The organism is Gordonia sp. PP30, from assembly GCF_023100845.1.
Lineage (GTDB): Bacteria > Actinomycetota > Actinomycetes > Mycobacteriales > Mycobacteriaceae > Gordonia.
Window position 1 is genome coordinate 3,741,003 of record NZ_CP095864.1, and the last position, 19,121, is coordinate 3,760,123.

At 70.4% G+C, this 19,121-nt stretch carries 16 protein-coding genes; 10 read left to right on the forward strand and 6 right to left on the reverse strand.

Going from position 1 to position 19,121, the window contains the following annotated elements; all coding sequences use genetic code 11:
• Positions 1–9: 9 nt before the first annotated feature.
• From MYK68_RS17235 to MYK68_RS17245, 3 genes are read right to left on the reverse strand one after another with little or no spacing between them, the layout of a single operon-like run.
• Positions 10–1,545, reverse strand: a complete 1,536-nt coding sequence (locus MYK68_RS17235) for a CoA-acylating methylmalonate-semialdehyde dehydrogenase (protein WP_247864972.1) — start codon at positions 1,543–1,545, stop codon at positions 10–12.
• Between the two features lie 22 nt (positions 1,546–1,567).
• Positions 1,568–2,365, reverse strand: coding sequence for an enoyl-CoA hydratase (locus MYK68_RS17240; RefSeq protein ID WP_247864973.1), 798 nt, complete (start codon positions 2,363–2,365; stop codon positions 1,568–1,570).
• The gene (locus MYK68_RS17245) at positions 2,362–3,456 is read right to left on the reverse strand and encodes an enoyl-CoA hydratase/isomerase family protein (RefSeq protein WP_247864974.1); all 1,095 of its coding nucleotides are present in this window, start codon (positions 3,454–3,456) and stop codon (positions 2,362–2,364) included. Before MYK68_RS17245 ends, MYK68_RS17240 begins: the two co-directional genes overlap by 4 nt.
• 154 nt (positions 3,457–3,610) lie before the next feature.
• On the opposite strand from MYK68_RS17245, the gene MYK68_RS17250 reads away from it, so the two are divergent.
• The 9 genes from MYK68_RS17250 to MYK68_RS17290 all read left to right on the forward strand — a co-directional run bounded on the left by MYK68_RS17250 (position 3,611) and on the right by MYK68_RS17290 (position 13,288).
• Entirely contained in the window at positions 3,611–4,540 is a 930-nt protein-coding gene (locus MYK68_RS17250; protein WP_247864975.1) for a LysR family transcriptional regulator, read from the forward strand.
• A 181-nt stretch (positions 4,541–4,721) separates the two neighbouring features.
• Complete coding sequence (locus MYK68_RS17255; RefSeq protein ID WP_247864976.1) at positions 4,722–6,362, forward strand: AMP-binding protein; 1,641 nt, start codon at positions 4,722–4,724, stop codon at positions 6,360–6,362.
• 675 nt (positions 6,363–7,037) lie between these two features.
• Positions 7,038–7,790: a succinate dehydrogenase cytochrome b subunit gene (locus MYK68_RS17260; protein ID WP_247864977.1), complete on the forward strand. Its 753-nt coding sequence runs from the start codon at positions 7,038–7,040 to the stop codon at positions 7,788–7,790.
• A gap of 1 nt (position 7,791) precedes the next feature.
• The gene (locus MYK68_RS17265) at positions 7,792–9,705 is read left to right on the forward strand and encodes a fumarate reductase/succinate dehydrogenase flavoprotein subunit (RefSeq protein WP_247864978.1); all 1,914 of its coding nucleotides are present in this window, start codon (positions 7,792–7,794) and stop codon (positions 9,703–9,705) included.
• A 6-nt stretch (positions 9,706–9,711) separates the two neighbouring features.
• The gene (locus MYK68_RS17270; RefSeq protein WP_247864979.1) at positions 9,712–10,458 is read left to right on the forward strand and encodes a succinate dehydrogenase/fumarate reductase iron-sulfur subunit; all 747 of its coding nucleotides are present in this window, start codon (positions 9,712–9,714) and stop codon (positions 10,456–10,458) included.
• Positions 10,459–10,491: 33 nt separating this feature from the next.
• Positions 10,492–10,974 (forward strand): hotdog fold domain-containing protein, encoded by a 483-nt coding sequence (locus MYK68_RS17275; RefSeq protein WP_247864980.1) that lies wholly within the window; start codon positions 10,492–10,494, stop codon positions 10,972–10,974.
• On the forward strand, positions 10,971–11,732 hold the full coding sequence (locus tag MYK68_RS17280; protein ID WP_247864981.1) for a DsbA family protein: 762 nt from the start codon (positions 10,971–10,973) through the stop codon (positions 11,730–11,732). The genes MYK68_RS17275 and MYK68_RS17280 overlap by 4 nt, the downstream gene beginning before the upstream one ends.
• Before the next feature lie 90 nt (positions 11,733–11,822).
• Positions 11,823–12,581, forward strand: coding sequence for a DsbA family protein (locus MYK68_RS17285; RefSeq protein WP_247864982.1), 759 nt, complete (start codon positions 11,823–11,825; stop codon positions 12,579–12,581).
• Positions 12,578–13,288, forward strand: a complete 711-nt coding sequence (locus tag MYK68_RS17290) for a vitamin K epoxide reductase family protein (RefSeq protein ID WP_247864983.1) — start codon at positions 12,578–12,580, stop codon at positions 13,286–13,288. Before MYK68_RS17285 ends, MYK68_RS17290 begins: the two co-directional genes overlap by 4 nt.
• Positions 13,289–13,804: 516 nt before the next feature.
• Here the strand turns inward: MYK68_RS17290 and mftG are convergent.
• The 3 genes from mftG to mftE all read right to left on the reverse strand — a co-directional run bounded on the left by mftG (position 13,805) and on the right by mftE (position 17,501).
• Positions 13,805–15,154 (reverse strand): mycofactocin system GMC family oxidoreductase MftG, encoded by a 1,350-nt coding sequence (gene mftG / locus MYK68_RS17295; protein WP_247864984.1) that lies wholly within the window; start codon positions 15,152–15,154, stop codon positions 13,805–13,807.
• Positions 15,155–15,330: 176 nt separating this feature from the next.
• Positions 15,331–16,746 carry a mycofactocin biosynthesis glycosyltransferase MftF gene (gene mftF, locus MYK68_RS17300; protein WP_247864985.1) on the reverse strand — a complete coding sequence of 472 codons (1,416 nt, stop codon included), beginning with the start codon at positions 16,744–16,746 and terminating at the stop codon, positions 15,331–15,333.
• Positions 16,743–17,501, reverse strand: coding sequence for a mycofactocin biosynthesis peptidyl-dipeptidase MftE (gene mftE / locus MYK68_RS17305; protein ID WP_247864986.1), 759 nt, complete (start codon positions 17,499–17,501; stop codon positions 16,743–16,745). The genes mftF and mftE overlap by 4 nt, the downstream gene beginning before the upstream one ends.
• Positions 17,502–17,700: 199 nt before the next feature.
• On the opposite strand from mftE, the gene MYK68_RS17310 reads away from it, so the two are divergent.
• Positions 17,701–18,813: a CaiB/BaiF CoA transferase family protein gene (locus MYK68_RS17310; protein ID WP_247864987.1), complete on the forward strand. Its 1,113-nt coding sequence runs from the start codon at positions 17,701–17,703 to the stop codon at positions 18,811–18,813.
• Positions 18,814–19,121 lie beyond the last annotated feature (308 nt).

A 19,121-nucleotide genomic window follows, 5' to 3' on the forward strand; every position in this document is an offset into this window, starting at 1 on the left:
GTCGCCGCCTCAGTGCATCGTCGGGATGACGAACTCCGCGCCGTCCTTGATGCCCGAGGGCCAGCGCGTCGTGACCGTCTTGGTCTTGGTGTAGAACATGATCGACGACGGGCCGTGCTGGTTCAGGTCGCCGAAGCCGGACCGCTTCCAGCCGCCGAAGGTGTGGTACGCGACCGGTACCGGGATCGGCACGTTGACGCCCACCATGCCGGTGTCGACCCGCGAGGTGAAGTCGCGGGCGGCGTCGCCGTCACGAGTGAAGATCGAGACACCGTTGCCGTATTCGTGCTCGGACGGCAACGCGAGGGCCTCCTCGTAGTCCTTGGCCCGCACGATGACGAGTACCGGACCGAAGATTTCGTCGGTGTAGATCGACATGTCCTTGGTCACGTTGTCGAACAGGGTGGGGCCGATGAAGAAGCCGCCGGAGAGCTCCTCGCCGTCGAACGACGACTCGTCGGCCGCCCGCTCCCGGCCGTCGACCAGCAGCTCGGCGCCCTGCGCCACGCCCTGACCGATGTAGTCGACGACGCGGTCGCGCGCCGCCGCGGTGACCAGCGGCCCGTAGTCGGCCTTCGGGTCGAGGCTGTGGCCCACCCGCAGCGTCTTGACTCGCTCGACCAGCTTGTCGCGCAACGCGTTAGCCGTCTCTTCACCGACCGGAACGGCGACGCTAATCGCCATGCAGCGCTCACCGGCGCTGCCGTAGCCGGCTCCGATGAGTGCATCGGCCACCTGGTCCAGGTCGGCATCGGGCAACACCACCATGTGGTTCTTCGCACCGCCGAAGCACTGCGAGCGCTTCCCGTTGGCGGCCGCGGTCGCGTAGATGTACTGCGCGATGTCCGAGCTGCCGACGAAGCCGAGGGCCCTGACGTCCGGGTGGGTCAGCAGCGCGTCGACCGCCTCCTTGTCACCGTGAACCACCTGGAGCACGCCGTCGGGCAGGCCGGCCTCGGTGAACAGTTCGGCGAGCATCACCGGGACCGAGGGGTCGCGCTCGGAGGGCTTGAGGATGAAGGCGTTACCGCAGGCCAGCGCCGGGCCGATCTTCCACAGCGGGATCATCGCGGGGAAGTTGAACGGTGTGATGCCTGCGACCACGCCGAGCGGCTGCCGCATCGAATGCACGTCGATACCGGCGCCCGCGCCCTCACTGAACTCGCCCTTGATCAGGTGCGGGATGCCGATCGAGAATTCCAGAACCTCGAGGCCGCGCTGCACGTCGCCCTTGGCGTCGGCGAGGGTCTTGCCATGCTCCAACGACAGCCGGGTGGCCAACTCGTCCATGTTCCGGTTGATCAGGTCGACGGCGCGCATCAGCACCCGCGCCCGCCGCTGCGGATTCCACGACGCCCACTCTCGCTGCGCGGCCGAGGCGATCTCGACGGCGGCCGCGACCTCGTCGGTCGAGGCCAGCGGCACCTGCGCCTGCACCTGGCCGGTGCTCGGGTTGAAGACGTCGGCGGTGCGGCCCGACGGCGCGGCGTCGCCGATCGTCGCGCTGCGGTGGCCTTTGATGAAGTAGGGGATCTGCTCGGTCATGGAATCTCTCCTGGTGGTGGGGTCAGCGGTGCCGGAAGTTCGGCGTGCGTTTGTCGACGAAGGCGGTCATGCCCTCGGTCTGGTCGTCGGTGGCGAAGACGGAGTAGAAGAGGCTGCGTTCGGTGCGGACGCCCTCGGTGAGACCGGATTCGAAGGCGCGGTTCACCGCATCCTTGGCCAGGGCGGTCGCCAGCGACGACTTGCCCGCGATCTCGGCGGCCATGCCGAGGGCGGTGTCGAGCGTCTCGGCGGCCGGCACGACGCGCGCGACCAGACCCGCGCGTTCGGCCTCGGCGGCGTCCATCCGCCGCCCGGTCAGAATCAGGTCCATCGCCTTGGCCTTGCCGACGGCTCGGGTCAGTCGTTGCGAACCGCCGATCCCCGGGATCACGCCGAGATTGATCTCCGGCTGGCCGAACGCGGCAGTGTCGCCGGCGACGATCAGGTCGCACAGCATGGCGAGTTCGCAGCCGCCGCCCAGGGCGTAGCCGTTGACCGCCGCGATCGTCGGGGTGCGCAGCGCGGCGAGCCGGTCCCACTCGCCGAAGAACTGCTCGGCAAGCATCTCGCTGAACGACTTGTCCGCCATCTCCTTGATGTCGGCGCCGGCGGCGAAGGCCCGGTCCGAGCCGGTGATCACGATGGCCCCGATGCCGGGATCCTCGTCGAACGACGTCGCGGCGGCGACCACCTCGTGCATCAGCCGTGTGTTCAGCGCGTTGAGCGCTTCGGGCCGGTTCAGGGTGATCAGGCCGACGCGGCCGCGTGTCTCGGCGACGATCGTCGTGTAGTCGTCGGTGGGTCGTGCCGGGTCGGTCATCGGGCGTGCTCCTCGTCGGTGAAGGTCAGTTCCAGGTCGGGGGCTAGTGGCGCGAAGAAGGCGGCGACCTCGGCGGCCGACGGCTCGCGTGGGGGCCGCCAGTCGGGCGACCGATCCTTGTCGATCACCTGCGCGCGGATGCCCTCGGCCAGGTCGGGGTGCTGTAGGCAGCGCAGCGACGTCCGGTACTCGCGGCGCAGGATGTCCCGGAGGGAGTCGTCGGCGCGGACCGCCCGCAGTGCGGCCAGCGCGACGGCGACCGAGGTCGGCGACTTGCCTTCGATCCGGTCGGCGGTCTTGTTCGCCTCCGGGGTCTGCAGGGCCCGGCAACGCTCGACGATCTCGGTGACCGAGTCCGCGGCGAACGCCCCGGCGATCCACTCGCGCGCAGCGGCCAGCGCCGACGGCGGCGGTTCCACTGCGAAGCGCGCCACCGCGTCGTCGACCGGTGCGGTGGCGAGCGCGGCGCGCAGGTCGTCGAGGCGGTCGGCCGGGACGTAGTGGTCGGCCAGCCCCGCCGCGATCACGTCGGCACCGTCGAGCTGTACCGCGGTCAGCGCGATGTAGGTGCCCAGTTCGCCGGGGATCCGGGACAGCAGCAGGGTGCCGCCGACGTCGGGCACCAGGCCGATGCCGACCTCCGGCATGGCGAAGCGGGTGCGGTCGGTGACGATCCGGACGCTCGCGTGCGCGGAGATGCCGACACCGCCGCCCATCACGAATCCGTCCATGAACGCCACATACGGCTTGGGGTACTCAGCGATGGCCGCGTTCAACCGATACTCGTCGCGCCAGAATCCGGCCGATTCACTGGCCGCCGCAGCGGCATCGCCGGCTCCCGCGACGGCGAGCGCGTCGGTGTGGATCGCGACGATGTCCCCGCCTGCGCACAGCGCGCGGTCACCGGCGCCGGACACCAGCACCGCGCGGATCGCGTCGTCGTGCCGCCAGTCGTCGAGCCGGTCGGCCATCGTGCCGACCATGGCGCGATCGAGTGCGTTGAGCGACGCGGGACGGTTGAGTGTCAGCTCGGCGAGTCCGCCGTCGACGCGCACGAGCACGGGGTCGGACGCGACGGTCGGCGATGTCATCGGTGGGTTCTCCTCTCGGCCCGGTCCAGCACCGGTGTGTCCATCGTCACCGGCCCGGCGAGCACGGGTCAACGACCAAGTCCGCACCTGCGCCCGTGCAATTCTGCCTCCGGCCTGGGGGCCGCGATGTGCGTTCCTGCCGTAGGCTCGGCTCATGGCCGATCTGCCGCCCCGGAGCGTCGATCCGCGCACCGTCCGCGCCGACGACCTGCGCTATCTCCTCGCCGTGTCCGGCAGCCGGAACCGCAGTGCGGCGGCCGCCGCCCTCGGGGTCGACGCCAGCACGGTGAGCCGCCGGATCCGCGCGCTGGAACAGGCGCTGGGTGTTCCGCTGATCCGGCAGGGCCCCACCGGCTGGGAACTGACCGACGCCGGGCGCGCCGTCGCGGAGACCGCCCGCAGTATCGAGAGCGCGGTCGACGGCGCGATCCGCGCGGTCACCGGGACGGCCGGCGACGCCCTGCGCGGCAACGTCCGGATCACCGCGCCCGACGCCTTCGGCACCTACTTCGTGGCGCCCGCGCTGGTCCGGCTGCGTGCCGCGCATCCCGGCCTCACCGTCGAACTGCTCACGGCGACAAGAGAGCTCAGTGTTCACCAGTCCGGCTACGACCTCGCGATCGCCGTCGGAACGCCGCTCGGCGGCAGGCTGGTGAGCGAACCGATCAGCGAATACGCGCTCGGTTTCTACGCGTCGGCCGATTACCTGGCGGACCACGGAGTGCCGGCGACGGTCGACGACGTCCGCGATCACCCGATCATCTGGTACGTCGACTCATTGCTTCAGGTCGGCCAACTGGACCTCGACAAGCACCTGCCCGGGGTGACGCCGCGGTTCATGTCCACCAATGTCTTCGCCCAGGTCGAGGCCACCCTGGCCGGCGGCGGCGTGGGCCTGCTCCCGGCTTTCGTCGCCGACCGGCATCCGGGGCTGCGGCGCGTACTCCGCCGCGAGGTGGACGTCCGGCTCGGCTACTCCCTCGCCGCACATCGCGACCGGGTGACCGATCCGGTCGTCCGTGCCCTCCGAGACGCCGTGATCGGCGAGGTCCGCGCCCGCCGCTCCGAACTCCTCCCCGCCTGACGCCGACGCCGGCCGCCGTCACGCCGGCCGCCGTCACGCCGGCCGCGGTCACGACTCCGCCCGACCGACGTCGCCGTCGAGACCACTCACCCGTCCGTGCCGAATCCGGGTAGCGTGACTTGAAACAAAATGTGAATCGAGTGTCTAGCGCGGCGAGCGGCCGCGAGTGAGGGCCACACGAATGCCGAATCTCGGAGCGATCCGCGAACAGCTGTCAGACACCTTCGGTGCCATCCAGACGTTGCGGAGGGCCGGGATCCTCCGACTCGGCGACCCCGGGCGCCTGGCGAAGACGATCAAGAACAACAAGCGCGTCGGACCGGCCGCGGCGGTGCTCGAGCACAACGCCGCGGACATGCCCGACCTCCCGGCGATCAGTGACGAGCGCGGCACGCTGTCCTGGCGAGAGTTCGACCGGCAGGTCAACGCGCTGGCGAATCATCTCCTCGACAGCGGCCTCGGGCCCGGATCGGTGATCGGGATCATCGCGCGCGACCACCGGGCCCTCCCGATGGCACTGTGCGCCACCGGCCGCGCCGGAATCCGTCTGGCGCTGATGAACACCGGCTTCGGGACCACCCAGTTCGCCGAGGTCGCCGAGCGCGAACACATCGAGGCGATGCTGCACGACGAGGAGTTCACCCACCTCGCCGACACCCTGCCCGGCGACCTGCCGCGGATCGTCACCTGGGTCGAGGGCGAGCAGCCGATCCGCGGCGACATCCCCACCCTCGACGAGGTGGTCGAGTCCGGCCGGACCGCGATGCCGCCGGCCCCCGACGCGTGGGCCGGCATGGTGATCCTGACCAGCGGCACCACCGGGCTGCCGAAGGGCGCGGGCCGCTCCACCTTCTCGCCGTTCGCGAGTGCATTGATCGTCGACCGGATCGCGCTTCCGCAGCGTGGCTCCATCGTGATCGTGTCGCCGGTCTTCCACGCCACCGGCTTCGCGCTGTGGGGAGTCGGCCTGGCGATGGGCAACGAGACGGTGCTGATGCGCCGCTTCGACGCGGAGAAGACGCTCGCGGCGCTCGCCGAACACCGGTCGCAGGCCCTTGTCGCGGTGCCGACCATGCTGCACCGGATGGTGGCTCTCGGCCCCGAGGTGATCGCCCGGTACGACCTGAGCAACCTGAAGTCCATCGTCGTCGCCGGTTCGGCCCTGTCCCCCGCGCTGTGCGCCCAGGTTCAGCAGGCGTTCGGCGACGTCCTCTACAACCTCTACGGCTCCACCGAGGTCGGTGTCGCCTCGGTGGCGCAGCCCGCCGAGCTGCGGCAGGCTCCCGGCACCATCGGCAAACCGCCGGTCACCAGCCACCTCGCCCTGTTCGACGACGACGGCAACCGTATCCGGGAGCGAAACACCAAGGGCCGGTTGTTCGCCCGCACCGGCGCCCCGTTCGAGGGCTACACCGACGGCCGGAACAAGGACTTCATCGACGGCTACATGTCCAGCGGCGACATGGCCTACGTCGATGAGAACGACCTGTGGTTCATCGCCGGGCGCGACGACGACATGATCGTCTCCGGCGGCGAGAACGTCTACCCGCAGGAGGTGGAGAACCTGCTCGCCGAGCACCCCGGTGTCGACGACATCGCGGTGATCGGCGTCGACGACGCCGAATACGGCACCCGGCTGCGCGCCTTCGTGGTGGCCGCCGAGGGCGCCACTCCGGACGCCGACGAACTCCGCGCCCACGTCAAGGCGCACCTCGCCCGCTACAAGGTCCCCCGCGACGTGGTCTTCGTCGAGGATCTTCCCCGCAACCCCACCGGGAAGCTGGTCCGCCGCATGCTGCCGACCGGCCCTCTCGACGACTGACCCCCGATCCCCCGCAGGCCGGGCCGACCGGAAAGAGCGCAGCGACCGCGGTCGCGCCGAAGCCCCCGGCCACGCACCATCGCCCGACCAGCCGTCCCCACCAGTCGAGCCGACCGACGGAGCGCAGCGACGAAAGTCGCGTCGAAGCCCCCGGCCACACACACCATCGCCCGACCAACCGGCCCCACCGACCGAGCCGACCGAAGGAACGCAACGACCAACGCCGCATCAAAGCCCCCGGCCACGCACACTTTCCCCGACCGGCAGTCCCCGCCAATCGAGCCGACCGAAGGAACGCAACGACCAACGCCACATCCAAAGCCCCCGGCCACGCACACCTTCCCCGACCGGCCGTCCCCGCCAATCGAGCCGACCGAAGGAACGCAACGACCAACGCCGCATCCAAAGCCCCCGGCCACGCACACCTTCCCCGACCGGCCGTCCCCGCCAGCCGAGCCGACCGAAGGAACGCAACGACGAAAGCCACGTCGAAGCCCCCGGTCACGCACACCATCGCCCGACCCAGCCGTCCCCGCCGGCTGAGCCGACCGGAGGAGCGCAGCGACGAAGGTCGAGTCGAAGCCACACCCCGTATCTCGGCGCCCGGCCGGGCCGATGGTCCCGAGCTCGGCCGGTCACCCGGTCCCGGGCCGGAATGCCGGTTACCGTCGGATCATGGGATCGTCCAGCACCCCGATCGCGGTACCGGCACCGCGGCCGGTGGCCCGGCGCCCGGAAGCGCGCCCACCGCGGCCGTCGAACGTCACGCTGAAGGTGACCATGGCCGTCACCGGCACGGTGTTCGCGCTGTTCGTCCTGGTCCACATGGTCGGAAACCTGAAGGTCTACACCGGCGCCGCGCATTTCGACGCGTACGCGCACTGGCTGCGCACCCTCGCCGAACCGCTGCTGCCCTACGGAGGAGCGCTCTGGATCTTCCGCGTGGTCCTGATTCTCTGTCTGGCGGCGCACATCGGGGCGTCTCTGGCGCTGATCGGCCGCGCTCATCGCGCGAAGGGCCGGTTCCGCCGCCGAGGCATGGGCTGGCGCAGACTGCCCGCCACTGGAATGCCGGTCACCGGGCTGGTGCTGCTGATCTTCGTGGTCGTGCACATTCTCGACCTCACGACCGGGACGAAACCCGTTGCGGCGCAAGGCTTCGAGTCGGCCACCGAGCAGACCTCACCCGCCTATCACAACCTGGTGGAGAGCCTTCAGCGCTGGCCGATGGCACTCTTCTACCTGGCCGTCATGCTGCTGCTCGGGCTGCATCTGGTGCACGGGCTGTGGACGCTGGCCACCGATTTCGGCGTCACCGGGCGGCGCACCCGCCGGGTCTGGGCGCTGGCCGGGATGGTCTTCGCCGCGGCGGTGATGCTGGGCAACGCCAGTATCCCGATCGCCGTGCTGGCCGGCGGGGTGGGCTGACATGGACCTGTCCGGCAACGTGCCCGCCGGCGACCCGGCCACCGCGTGGCGCCGGCGCTGCGACGACTACCGACTGGTGGGCCCGGGCAATCGCCGTCGGCTCGAGGTGATCGTCGTCGGCACCGGGCTGGCCGGTGCCGGGTGCGCGGCCGCCCTGGGCGAACTCGGTTTTCGGGTGCACGCCTTCACCTTTCACGACGCGCCACGTCGCGCTCACAGCGTCGCGGCGCAGGGCGGGATCAACGCCGCCCGCGCCCGCACGGTCGACGGTGACTCGATCCGGCGGTTCGTCACCGACACCGTGAAGGGCGGCGACTTCCGCGGCCGCGAGGCCGACGCCTTCCGGCTCGCCGAGGAGTCGGCCCGGGTGATCGACCATCTCAACGCTCTCGGCGCGCCCTTCGCCCGCGAATACGGCGGCCCGCTGTCCACCCGCAGTTTCGGCGGCGTGCAGGTCTCGCGGACCTACTACACGCGCGGCCAGACCGGGCAGCAGTTGCAGATCGCCGCCTCGCAGGCGCTGCTGCGGCAGGTCGCCGCGGGCACCGTCACGCTGCACACCCGTCAGGAGATGCTCGACCTGATCGTCGCCGACGGCCGGGCGCAGGGCATCGTCGTGCGCGATCTGGTGACAGGCGAGATCGGCGCGCGGACCGCGCACGCCGTGGTGCTCGCCACCGGCGGCTACGGCACGGTGTTTTACCAGTCGACGCTCGCCCGCAACTCGAACGCGACCGCCGCCTGGCGGGCTCATCGGCGCGGGGCGTACCTGGCGTCGCCGTCGTTCGTGCAGTTCCACCCGACCGCCCTGCCGGTCAGCGCGCCGTGGCAGTCCAAGACCACGCTGATGAGCGAGTCGCTGCGCAACGACGGCCGGATCTGGGTGCCGGCCGCCGCGGGCGACACCCGACCGCCCGGCCAGATCCCCGAAGCCGAGCGCGACTACTACCTGGAGCGCAAGTATCCGGCCTTCGGCAACCTCACCCCGCGCGACGTCGCCTCGCGGGCGGCCCGCGAGCAGATCGACGGCGGGCAGGGCGTCGGCCCGCTCCGCAACAGCGTCTACCTCGACTTCGCCGACGCGCTGAGCCGCCTCGGCCGGCCGGTGATCGCCGAGCGCTACGGCAACCTCTTCGACATGTACCGGTCGGCCACCGGCGAGGACCCGTACTCCACGCCCATGCGGATCGCGCCCGCCGCGCACTTCACGATGGGCGGCCTCTGGTCGGACTTCAATCAGATGACTTCTGTCCCAGGGCTTTTCGTCGGGGGCGAGGCCGGCTGGGGCTACCACGGGGCCAACCGGCTGGGCGCCAACTCGCTGTTGTCGGCATGCGTCGACGGCTGGTTCACGTTGCCGCGATCGGTGCCGGACTTCCTCGCCGGCCTGCTCGGCACGCCGGTGCTGAGCCAGGACGACGACGCCGTGCGCGCCACCGCGGCCGACGTCCGCGCGCGCATCGACCGTCTCACCTCGATCGGCGGCACTACCGGACCGATCGCCTTCCATCGCGAACTGGGCGCGATCCTCTACGCGGGGTGCGGCGTCACTCGCACCGCGGCCTCGCTGACCACCGCGATCGAGGCGATCGACGAGCTGTCCGCGCGCTTCTGGTCTAATCTGCGCGTGACCGGCGGAACGGCCGAGTTCAACCAGGAACTCGAGCGGGCCGGACGGGTCGCGGACTTCCTCGAACTCGCGCGTCTGATGTGTGTCGACGCACTCGACCGCGACGAGTCGTGCGGAGCACATTTCCGTGCCGAGCACCAGACCCCGGACGGCGAGGCGCTGCGCGACGACGACGAGTGGGCCTTCGTCTCGGCCTGGGAGTCCACCGCCGCCGGTGGCCTCGTCCGGCATCGCGAACCGCTCGAATTCCGCTGTGTACCACTGCAAACGCGGAACTACCGATAGGCCCCCATGGACGAGCAACTCACCCTCGAAGTCTGGCGCCAGCCCGGCGGCGACGCGCCGGGCGCCTTCGTGACCTACCTGGTCGACGGGGTGCGTCCGGAGATGTCCCTGCTGGAGGTGCTCGATCTGCTCAATGAGCAGTTGGTCGACTCGGGCACCGAGCCGATCGTCTTCGACTCCGACTGCCGCGAGGGCATCTGCGGCGCCTGCGGGATCACGGTGAACGGCCGCCCGCACGGCCCGGTGCCCAACACGCCGTCGTGCATGCAGCACCTGTGGCAGTTCCCCGAAGACTCTCACCTGCGGCTGGAACCCCTGCGCGCCAACGCCTTTCCCGTGGTGCACGACCTCGCCGTCGATCGTTCCGCCCTGGATCGGGTGATCGAGGCGGGCGGCCACGTCGATGTGCGCACCGGCCAGGCCGCCGATGCCGACACCGGCCTCATTCCGCACGACGTGGCCGAGGAGGCGCTCGACTTCGCCGCCTGTATCGGCTGCGGGGCATGCGTCGCCGCGTGCCCGAACGGTGCCGCGCATCTGTTCGCGGGCGCCAAGCTGCTGCACTTGTCGATGCTGACCTACGGGAAGCAGGAGCGCTCCCGGCGAGCCCGCGCGATCACCGGACAGCTCGACGACGACTTCGGCCCCTGCTCCACTTTCGGCGAATGCGCCCAGGTCTGCCCCGCGGACATCGATCTGGCCGCCGTCGCCGCGGTGAACCGCGAGGCGATGCGCGCGGCCTTCCGTCGCTGACGCGGCGACCTGACCGGCGAGTAAGATCGCCTCATGTCTGCTGACTCGCCCACCTACGCGCTGCGCAAGCGCCTCCCGTCGAACCTGCTGGGAAACACCCTGTTCTCCCTCGGGATGGTCGCCAAGGTGCCGTATTTCGGCACGGTGCTGCCGCTGGTCCAGGAGATGCGGCCCGGCTACTGCCGGGTGACCAGCCCCAACTGGTTCGGTGTCCACAACCACATCGGCACCTTCCATGCGATCGCCGCCTGCAATCTCGCCGAGGCGGCCATGGGCATGCTGATGGAGGCCACCACTCCGACGTCGCACCGCTGGATCCCCAAGGCGATGCAGGTGCAGTACCTGGCGAAGGCGAAGACCCGGCTGACCGCGCATGCCGAACTCGCCGAGCCGATCGACTTCGCCACCATCACCGACGGCACGGACGTGACGGTGTCGGTTCGCGTCTGCGACACCGCCGGCACCGAGGTGGTCCACGCCGAGATCACCACGTGGGTCACCGCGGCGGAGTCGTGAATCCCATCCGCACCGCTCTGGCCGCGGCCCTGCTCGCCACGGCGCTCTTGGCCTCGGGGTGCGGCGACAACGCTCGCCAGCGGGCGAAAGACCTCCCCGCACCGGCCGCCTCGGGCACGACGACCTCTGCTGCGGCGGGGCCGTGGCAATCCGCCATCGACTCCACGCCGGCGCCCGCGCCGGGAACCGCACCGCAGGCGAACCTGTCGGAGCCGTTCCGCATCAGTGCGGCACCCGCCGGCGCCACTCCGCGTGCCGTCGTCACGCTGATCCTCGATCCGGCCTGCCCCGCCTGCCGCGCGTTCGATCGGATCGCCGGACCGGTACTGGCGAGCTATACCTCCGATCCGCAGGTCGCCGTCGACTATCGGGTGATCTCCTTCCTCGACCGTGCCGGCCCGGACCGGTACTCGTCGCGCGCCGCGAACGCCCTCTACTGCGCGTGGGCCGATGCCGCGCTGGCGGGCAAGACCGGGGCGTGGCGCGCCTATCTGGAGCGGCTGTTCGAAGCGCAGCCCGCCGAGGGCGGCGCCGGGCTGCCGGACTCCCGCCTGGCCGCGCTCGGCGACGGCCAGTTCCCGGGCCTGTCCGAGTGCGTCGCCGGAGAAGCCCACGGTGCGCAGGTGACCGCGAACACTCGCGCGGTACTGGCGGACAAGTCGTTCAAGGGCACCCCGACCGTGCTGATCAACGGCACCGAGTTCTCCGTCAGCGGTGCCGAGGACCTGCGGGGTGCCATAGACGCCGCCAAGGGCTGAGGACCCTATCGTCGTCTCAGGAACGCCCAGTAGGGTTGTCCCCGACCTGCCCCGATTCGTCGGGGCGTATCCGCGCTGAAGGACATTGACGTGAGTTCCAACCGGGTTATCGACCCTCGGGCCGCCGAGCGGCGCCGCTCCATCCTGATCATGATCGTCGCGACCATCGTGCTCATCGCCGTCGCCGTGGGCGTCATCTTCTGGGCCACCAGCGGCCACAAGAAGCAGGGAGACGGCGCCGATCCGCTGAACCTCGGCAACGCGACGCCGACCGTCCTGACCGACGGTGCGATCCGGTTCACCGGTGCCCCGGCGGGCACCACACCGAAGGTCGTGGTCTCGATCACCGAGGACTTCCAGTGCCCGGCGTGTAAGGCCTTCGAGACCGCTTTCGGCCCGACACTGGCCACGTATCACGACAACCCGCAGGTCGCGCTCGACTACACCACCATCAACATGCTCGACCGTTCGTCGAGCGGAACCCGCTACTCGACTCGCGCCGCGAACGCCGCTCTCTGCGTCGCCGAGACCACCGGCAAGGATCACGACTTCAGCAAATGGCTGGAGTTCCACAACCTGATGTTCGCCGATCAGCCCGCCGAGGGCGGCACGGGTCTGCCCAACAAGCAGATCCTCGCGATCGCCAAGCAGGCCGGTGTCGAGGGCATCGACAAGTGCGTGCGGGACATCGACTACGGCAACTGGATCGTCAAGAACTCCGAAAAGGTGATGAGCGAGCCCGGCTTCAGCGGCACTCCGAACGTGCGGATCAACGGCAAGGTCGTTGAGCTGAGCAGCCCCGAAGACCTGCAGAAGCAGATCGACGACGCCGTCAAGGCCGGATCGTGACCGCCGAATCCGGCACCTCCACACCGGATTCGGCGGTCGACGGTGTCCCCGACCTCGCGGACACCGTCGCCTCGGAGATCTCCGACGCATCGGCCGACGTGACCGACGATGCCGTCGGTCCGGCGGTGCACCCGCTGCTGGCGCGGCGGCCGATCGGCGTCGTCACGTCGTGGGTGATGCTGGTCTGCGGTGTCCTCGGCATGGCAGCGTCGGCGACGCTCACCATCGAGCGCATCGATCTGCTGATCAACCCGGCGAATACGCCGTCGTGCAACTTCAGCCCGATCCTGTCGTGCGGTTCGGTGATGGTGACCGAGCAGGCGCGGTTCTTCGGTTTCCCCAACCCGCTGCTCGGCATGCCGGCGTTCGCGGTCATCCTGACCACCGCGGTGCTCTCGGTCGGCCGCGTCCAGCTGCCGCGCTGGTACTGGATCGGCCAGACCCTCGGCCTGTCCATCGGGTTCGTCTTCGTCAACTACCTGGCGTTCCAGAGCATCTACCGCATCAACGCGCTCTGCCCGTACTGCATGGTGGTGTGGACCATCACCCCGATCCTGCTGAACCTCAGCCTTTCCCGCGCCCTCGGCGACGGCCCGCGCAGCCGCCTGGCCCGCGACCTGAGCTGGATGCTGCTGATCGTCTGGTACGCGATCGTGATCGTCTGTGGGGGACAACGCTTCTGGGACTACTGGGTCACGCTGTTCTGATCCCTCTTGCTTTTCGGACGCGGCCGCGGAGGATGTCCTTCCTCCGCGGCCGCTCGGCACTAGCGATCGCACCGATCACGAGAGCGGGCTGCGGAGGGCTCGAAAGAACATCCTCTGCGGCCGCTCCCAGCGGAGAGTTCCGCGATCCGGCAGGCGATTGTCGTCGACGTTCGAGGCGGCCCGGACGACTGCATCGTTCCGAGGGTTCTGCACGCTCCGCTGACCAAGGCCGCCGATGCCGGTCGCGGTCTCCTCGGCGGAGTTTGGTGGTCGAGCGGAGCCGAGACCTCGATCCACATCTCCACTGAGGCCACACATCCACCGTCAAACCGAGACTCCCCCATGACGGTCGAGCGGAGTGGAACCACAACCCACCGACCCGGCCGTCGCCCCAGCAGGGACCAGCCGGGACTCAAACCGGGCCACCGCACGGACGGTCTTCGACACCGGTTCTCTCGTCGCCGGGCTCAGCCTGCTGCCGGAGCACTCCTCGAGACGACCGGCCGGCGTCGCGGGCTATTCGATGGCGCCGCCGATGACCCAGCCCAGCATCGCGATCGTCGCGTGCGGGCCGCTGGCCAGGCCCGGCGGGAGAACCGAACCGTCGACGACCCGCAGGCCGGCGACACCGGGCACACCACCCAGGGGATCGACCAGCACACCCAGCGGGAGGGTGCCCGAGGCGTGCTGGGACATCCCCACCACCGGGTCCACCTCTACCGAACCGGGAACCACCAACTCGCCGAACTCCGGCGACGACAGCATCTCGGACACGACCGACACCCAGCGCTCCATCCGGGCCAGCGATGCCGCGTCCGGCGCGCCCAGATCGAGACGGCCGTCCCGCCACGATCCGGCCGCCGCGTGCGCCAGATCGGTCACCCCTACGGGAATCCCCCGCGAGGGCACTCCGTCGATGAAGCTCGCGAAATCGTCACCGTAGCAACGAATCTCGATTCCATCGTCGGCGTGAACCACCGACTGCAGCAGCGCGGGCGCCGATACCGGGTGCCGCGGCGCGAAGCGCACGATCCGCTCGGCATGTTCTTGCGGCACCAGCGAATCCAGCCCCAGCCCGGCGAGCACACCGCTGCGTGCCAGCAGCGCCGCCGTCCCGAGCGTCCCCGCGGACAGGATCACCGCCCCCGCGGTGACCACGTCCGCGCCGATCCGGACTCCGGTGACCCGGCCCCCGCGCACCAGTACCTCATCAACCGGCGCCTCCCCGGCAAGACTCAGCGTGGCCGGCGCCCTCCCCTCCGCGGATGCCAGCGCCTCGGCGGTCGTGACCCGCCGGCCGTCACGCCGGTTAGTCCGCACCCGAAGCAGTCCCGGCCGCGCCCACTCGGCCGCCGTCCCCGATTCCCCCGTGGCGTGCTGTTCCGTGGTCGCCGGACGACCATCGGGCAGCAGGCGAGCGCCCGCGTCCGCCGACCAGTACTCCTCGAAGGTTCGCGGTACGTCGCCGAGCTCGTCATCGGCGAACTCCGACACCCCCAGCAGTTCCTCGACCGCGCGATAGCCCGCACCGAGACGCTCCGGCGTCCACCACTGCGGCCAGTCGGCGAAGTCCGCGAGGTGCGGACGCAGGAAGTATCCGCCGTTGATCGCCGATGACCCGCCCAGTCCGCGACCGCGGACCACCGGCCGCCCACCGGCCTCCGGGATCGCCGCGGCCCGCACCGGATCACCGAGCGGCAGACGGCGCAGCATCGTGGTCTCGGGACCGGGTGGTTCCACGGGGCCCCGCTCCACCAACAGCACCGAGCGGTCACCGCGCTCGGCCAGGCGGGCCGCCACCAGGGCGCCCGCCGTCCCAGCGCCCACGACCACGACGTCCGCGGACCGCGGCAACTCCGGACTCATCGCCGGTGACGGCCCTGGGCCGTGTGTCCGGAGTCTTCTCCGTAGGCATCGGCGGATCCGCTGGGCGGCCGGCAAGGCAGAGGAAGGAGGCATAGCGGCGCCATGCCGGCCGACGACGACGCCGCCAGGCGCTGCGCGGACCGCCGAGGACCGGAAAGAGACTCAGGAGACATGGCCTAGAGCCGCAGCATCGGTCGCAGCGCGCTCGGGCTGGCCTGCTTCACAACGCCCTGCCAGAGTCCGGTGCCATACGCCAGATCATCGAGCCGATGCATCAGGAGAAAGCCGACCGGCCCCATCGCCGGGGCCCGCGACTCCAGCAACTGGACCCGAACCCAGGTCGCGATGCCTTCGGCGATCGCCAACTGCCACACCAGATTCCGGAACCTCGACCAGAACAGCGAGACCACCAGCGTGACCGGCCAGTAGTGCCGCAGCAGAGCTTGCGCCGCCTGCAACAGGCCGAATGCGAGGCCACGGCCGACGAAACCGGCGGCCATCATCTCGCGGCCGGGCACGCCTTCCAGTGCGTTCCGGGTCCGGTAGATCGAGTGCAGGGCCAGGATCGCCGAGATCAGAAGACCGAGCCGAGTCCGCGTCAGCAGCCCGATCACGGCCGCCGCCATCGGCACGGTCGACATCACCGGCGCCGCCACCGGGCCGTGCCGCGCGGCCAGCTCGGCCGCCCCGGTGCCGTAGTAGCGGTGACGATCGAGCAGTTCCGACAGCGATTCCCGGTGGTCGTGACGCACCTTCGCCACCGGGTCGTAGTACACGCGCCAGCCGGCGTGCTGGGTGCGCCAGCAGAGATCCACGTCCTCGGCCACGCGCAGTGACTCGTCGAATCCGAGGAATCCCTCGCGCCGCACCACCATCGCCGCGCTCGGAACGTACGCGAGCGCCGTGCCGGACGCCACCATCGCTTCGCGGGGCCCCATGTCGAGCGACGAGTGCGCATTCGCGTAGCGCGAGACCACCGATCCGCCGGACGGACGGCGCCGTCCGACGATCCGCGGCGCCACGATCGCGACCTTCGGATCGGAGAAGTGCCCGAGCAGCATGGTGAGCCAGTCGCGGGTGGGTACGGTGTCGGAGTCCAAGAAAGCCACGAAATCGGTGGCGGCCGCGGCGAGACCTGCGTTGCGGGCGGCGGCCGGACCTCGGTTCTCCGGCAGCCGGATCAGCGTCACCCCCTCGCCCTCGGCGTGGATGGGCGTGGCCGAGCCGTCGTCGACCACGATCATCCTGGTCGCCCCGCGGGCCCGCAGCAGGGTGTCGATCCCGGCCTGGTTGTCACGCACCGGGATCACGATCGTCACCGAGTCGTGCGCGGGGCCGCCCATCGGTCTCGGCAGCCCGATGCCGGAGTCCAGGAGGGTGCGCGCCAGAGATCGAGTCGCCGGGTCGTGCACGGCGATCCGGCCGTCGGCGGAGGTCATCCCCAGGGCCGCGTCGGAGAGTTTCAGCACGCGGGTCGGCGATCCGCCGACCAGATAGCGCAGGTCGCGCCGACGCACACAACTCTGGTCGATCTGTACCTGGAAGCCGTCGGGCAGCACGTCGGTCGCCGGCCCGGTGGCGGGCGCGCTCATCGGAGCCGTCCGGTCTGGTCCACGTGCCAGCCGAGCACCGCGGCGGACAACCGATCGGCCGCCGCCGACAGATCACGCTTCCCCGCCTCCGCGGTGGCGCCGGTCGGATCGCCGAGCACCCCGTTCGGGCTCACTCCGGCGACACCGTGCGCGCGAAGATCGTCCAGCAGTTCCCCGATCGGCCGCGTGTCGCCCGGCCGGGCGCGATCCATCCGCACCTGCGACGGCGAGATGTCAAGCAGCACAGAGGTTTCCGTGCGACCGGCGTGCGCGTCGGCGCCATCGAACATACAGGGGAACCAGGCCACGTCGCGCCCCTCGTCGCGGAGCCGGCCGACGGCGGACACCAGCGCGTGAGCGTTGCCGCCGTGGCCGTTGACGAAGACCAGGCGCGATGCCCAGCGGCATGCGCTGCGGCCGAACTCCAGCAGGAGCAGGGCGAGCGCCTCGGTGCCGATGGAGACCGTCCCCGGGAAGCCCTCGTGTTCGCCGGACGCCCCGTAGGGAACGGTCGGGGCGAGGAGGCAGGACGGCGCTCCCGGCTGTGCCGAGACGGCGACGAGTCCGCGCGCGGCGACCGCCTCGGCGATCTGCGAATCGGTGCCGAACGGCAGATGCGGACCGTGCTGCTCTGTCGAGCCCAGGGGAACCAGCAGGGTCGGCTCGTCCGCCGATGCCACGTCCGGCCACACCGATGAGGCGAGATGCCGCACTGACGAGTTCACCTGCCTGAGTGCCCCCGTCGCCGTTTCCATTGCGACGACTCTACCGACGCACGCCGTCGGGGTGAACCCTCCGCTCGGGATGATTCATCGAGCCTCGCGCCCGCCGAGCCCCTTGCGAACCAGGGACCACAGCCGTAGCCCAGATCACACTGTGCCATGCTGGAACTCGCCGATGGGATCCCCTCGTCGAGGGTCCCGCCATCGCCGTCCCCACCGAGGAGATCAGCACATGACCACGCCTTCGCGTCAGCCGTCCGGCCGCTCCGGCCCGCTCGCCGCCATCCGCGTCATCGAGTTCGCCGGGATCGGTCCCGGCCCGCACGCCGCGATGCTGCTCGCCGATCTCGGCGCCGACGTGGTCCGGGTGCAGCGACCGAATCAGCTGCCCGCCGAGGGCACCACGCCGGACGCGCTGCTGCGCGGCCGGCGCGTGGTGGAGGCCAATCTCAAGAACCCCGCCGACCGGGAGACCATCCTCAATCTGGTCGCCAAGGCCGACGTGGTGCTCGAGGGCTTCCGCCCCGGCGTGATGGAACGTCTCGGTTTCGGGCCCGATGACCTCGCCGCCGTCAACCCCTCCTTGATCTACGGTCGCATGACCGGATGGGGGCAGGACGGTCCGCGCGCCGAGCTCGCCGGGCACGACATGAACTACATCTCGCTGACCGGCATGCTGCACGCGATCGGCCGCACCGATGAGAAGCCCACTCCCCCTCTGAATCTGGTCGGCGATTTCGGCGGCGGCTCGATGTTCTTGGTGATCGGGATCCTGGCCGCACTCGTCGAGCGCAGCGTCTCCGGCAAGGGCGAGGTGATCGACGCCGCCATGGTCGACGGCGCCTCCGTGCTCGGCCAGATGATGTGGGCCTTCCGCGGCACCGGTATGTGGCAGGACAAGCGCGGCGTCAACTTCCTCGACACCGGCGCCCCCTTCTACGAGGTGTACGAGACCTCCGACGGCAAGTGGATGGCCGTCGGCTCCATCGAGCCGCAGTTCTACGCTCTGCTGCTCGAGGGTCTGGGGATCGACCCCGAGTCGCTGCCGCACCAGATCGATGCCTCCCGCTGGCCGGAGATGAAGGAGCGTTTCGCCGAGGTCTTCAAGACCAAGACCCGCGACGAGTGGACCGCGGTCTTCGACGGCACCGACGCCTGCGTGTCGCCGATTCTGGACTTCACCGAGGCCCCGAACGACCCGCACCTCGCCGCGCGCGGCACCCTGGTCGAGATCGACGGCGTGATGCAGGCGCAGGTGGCGCCGCGCTTCGCGCGCTCCGCCACCCGGACGCCGGAGCCCCCGACCCGGGTCGCCACCGATCCCGCCGCCCTCTGGAACGACTGACCTCCGGACAACCGGCCGGGGCGACCACGGTCGCGCGAAGTGCAGACGGCCGAGCATAACCCCTGACCGAGCGCCGGCTATGACGGCCGAGGTCTCGACTCCGCTCGACCCGCATCTCCGTCGAGATCAGCCCCCACGACCAGCGGGCGGTCTCGACTCCGCTCGGCTGGGGCATGACGCCATGCCCCAGCCGAGCCAGAGCACATGGGCGCTCGGGCGAAGCCGACGACAGCCGAGCCGAGACACCAACGCCCAGCCCCCACTGTCGAGCACCGTCTATGACGGTCGAGCGCTACCTACGACGGTCG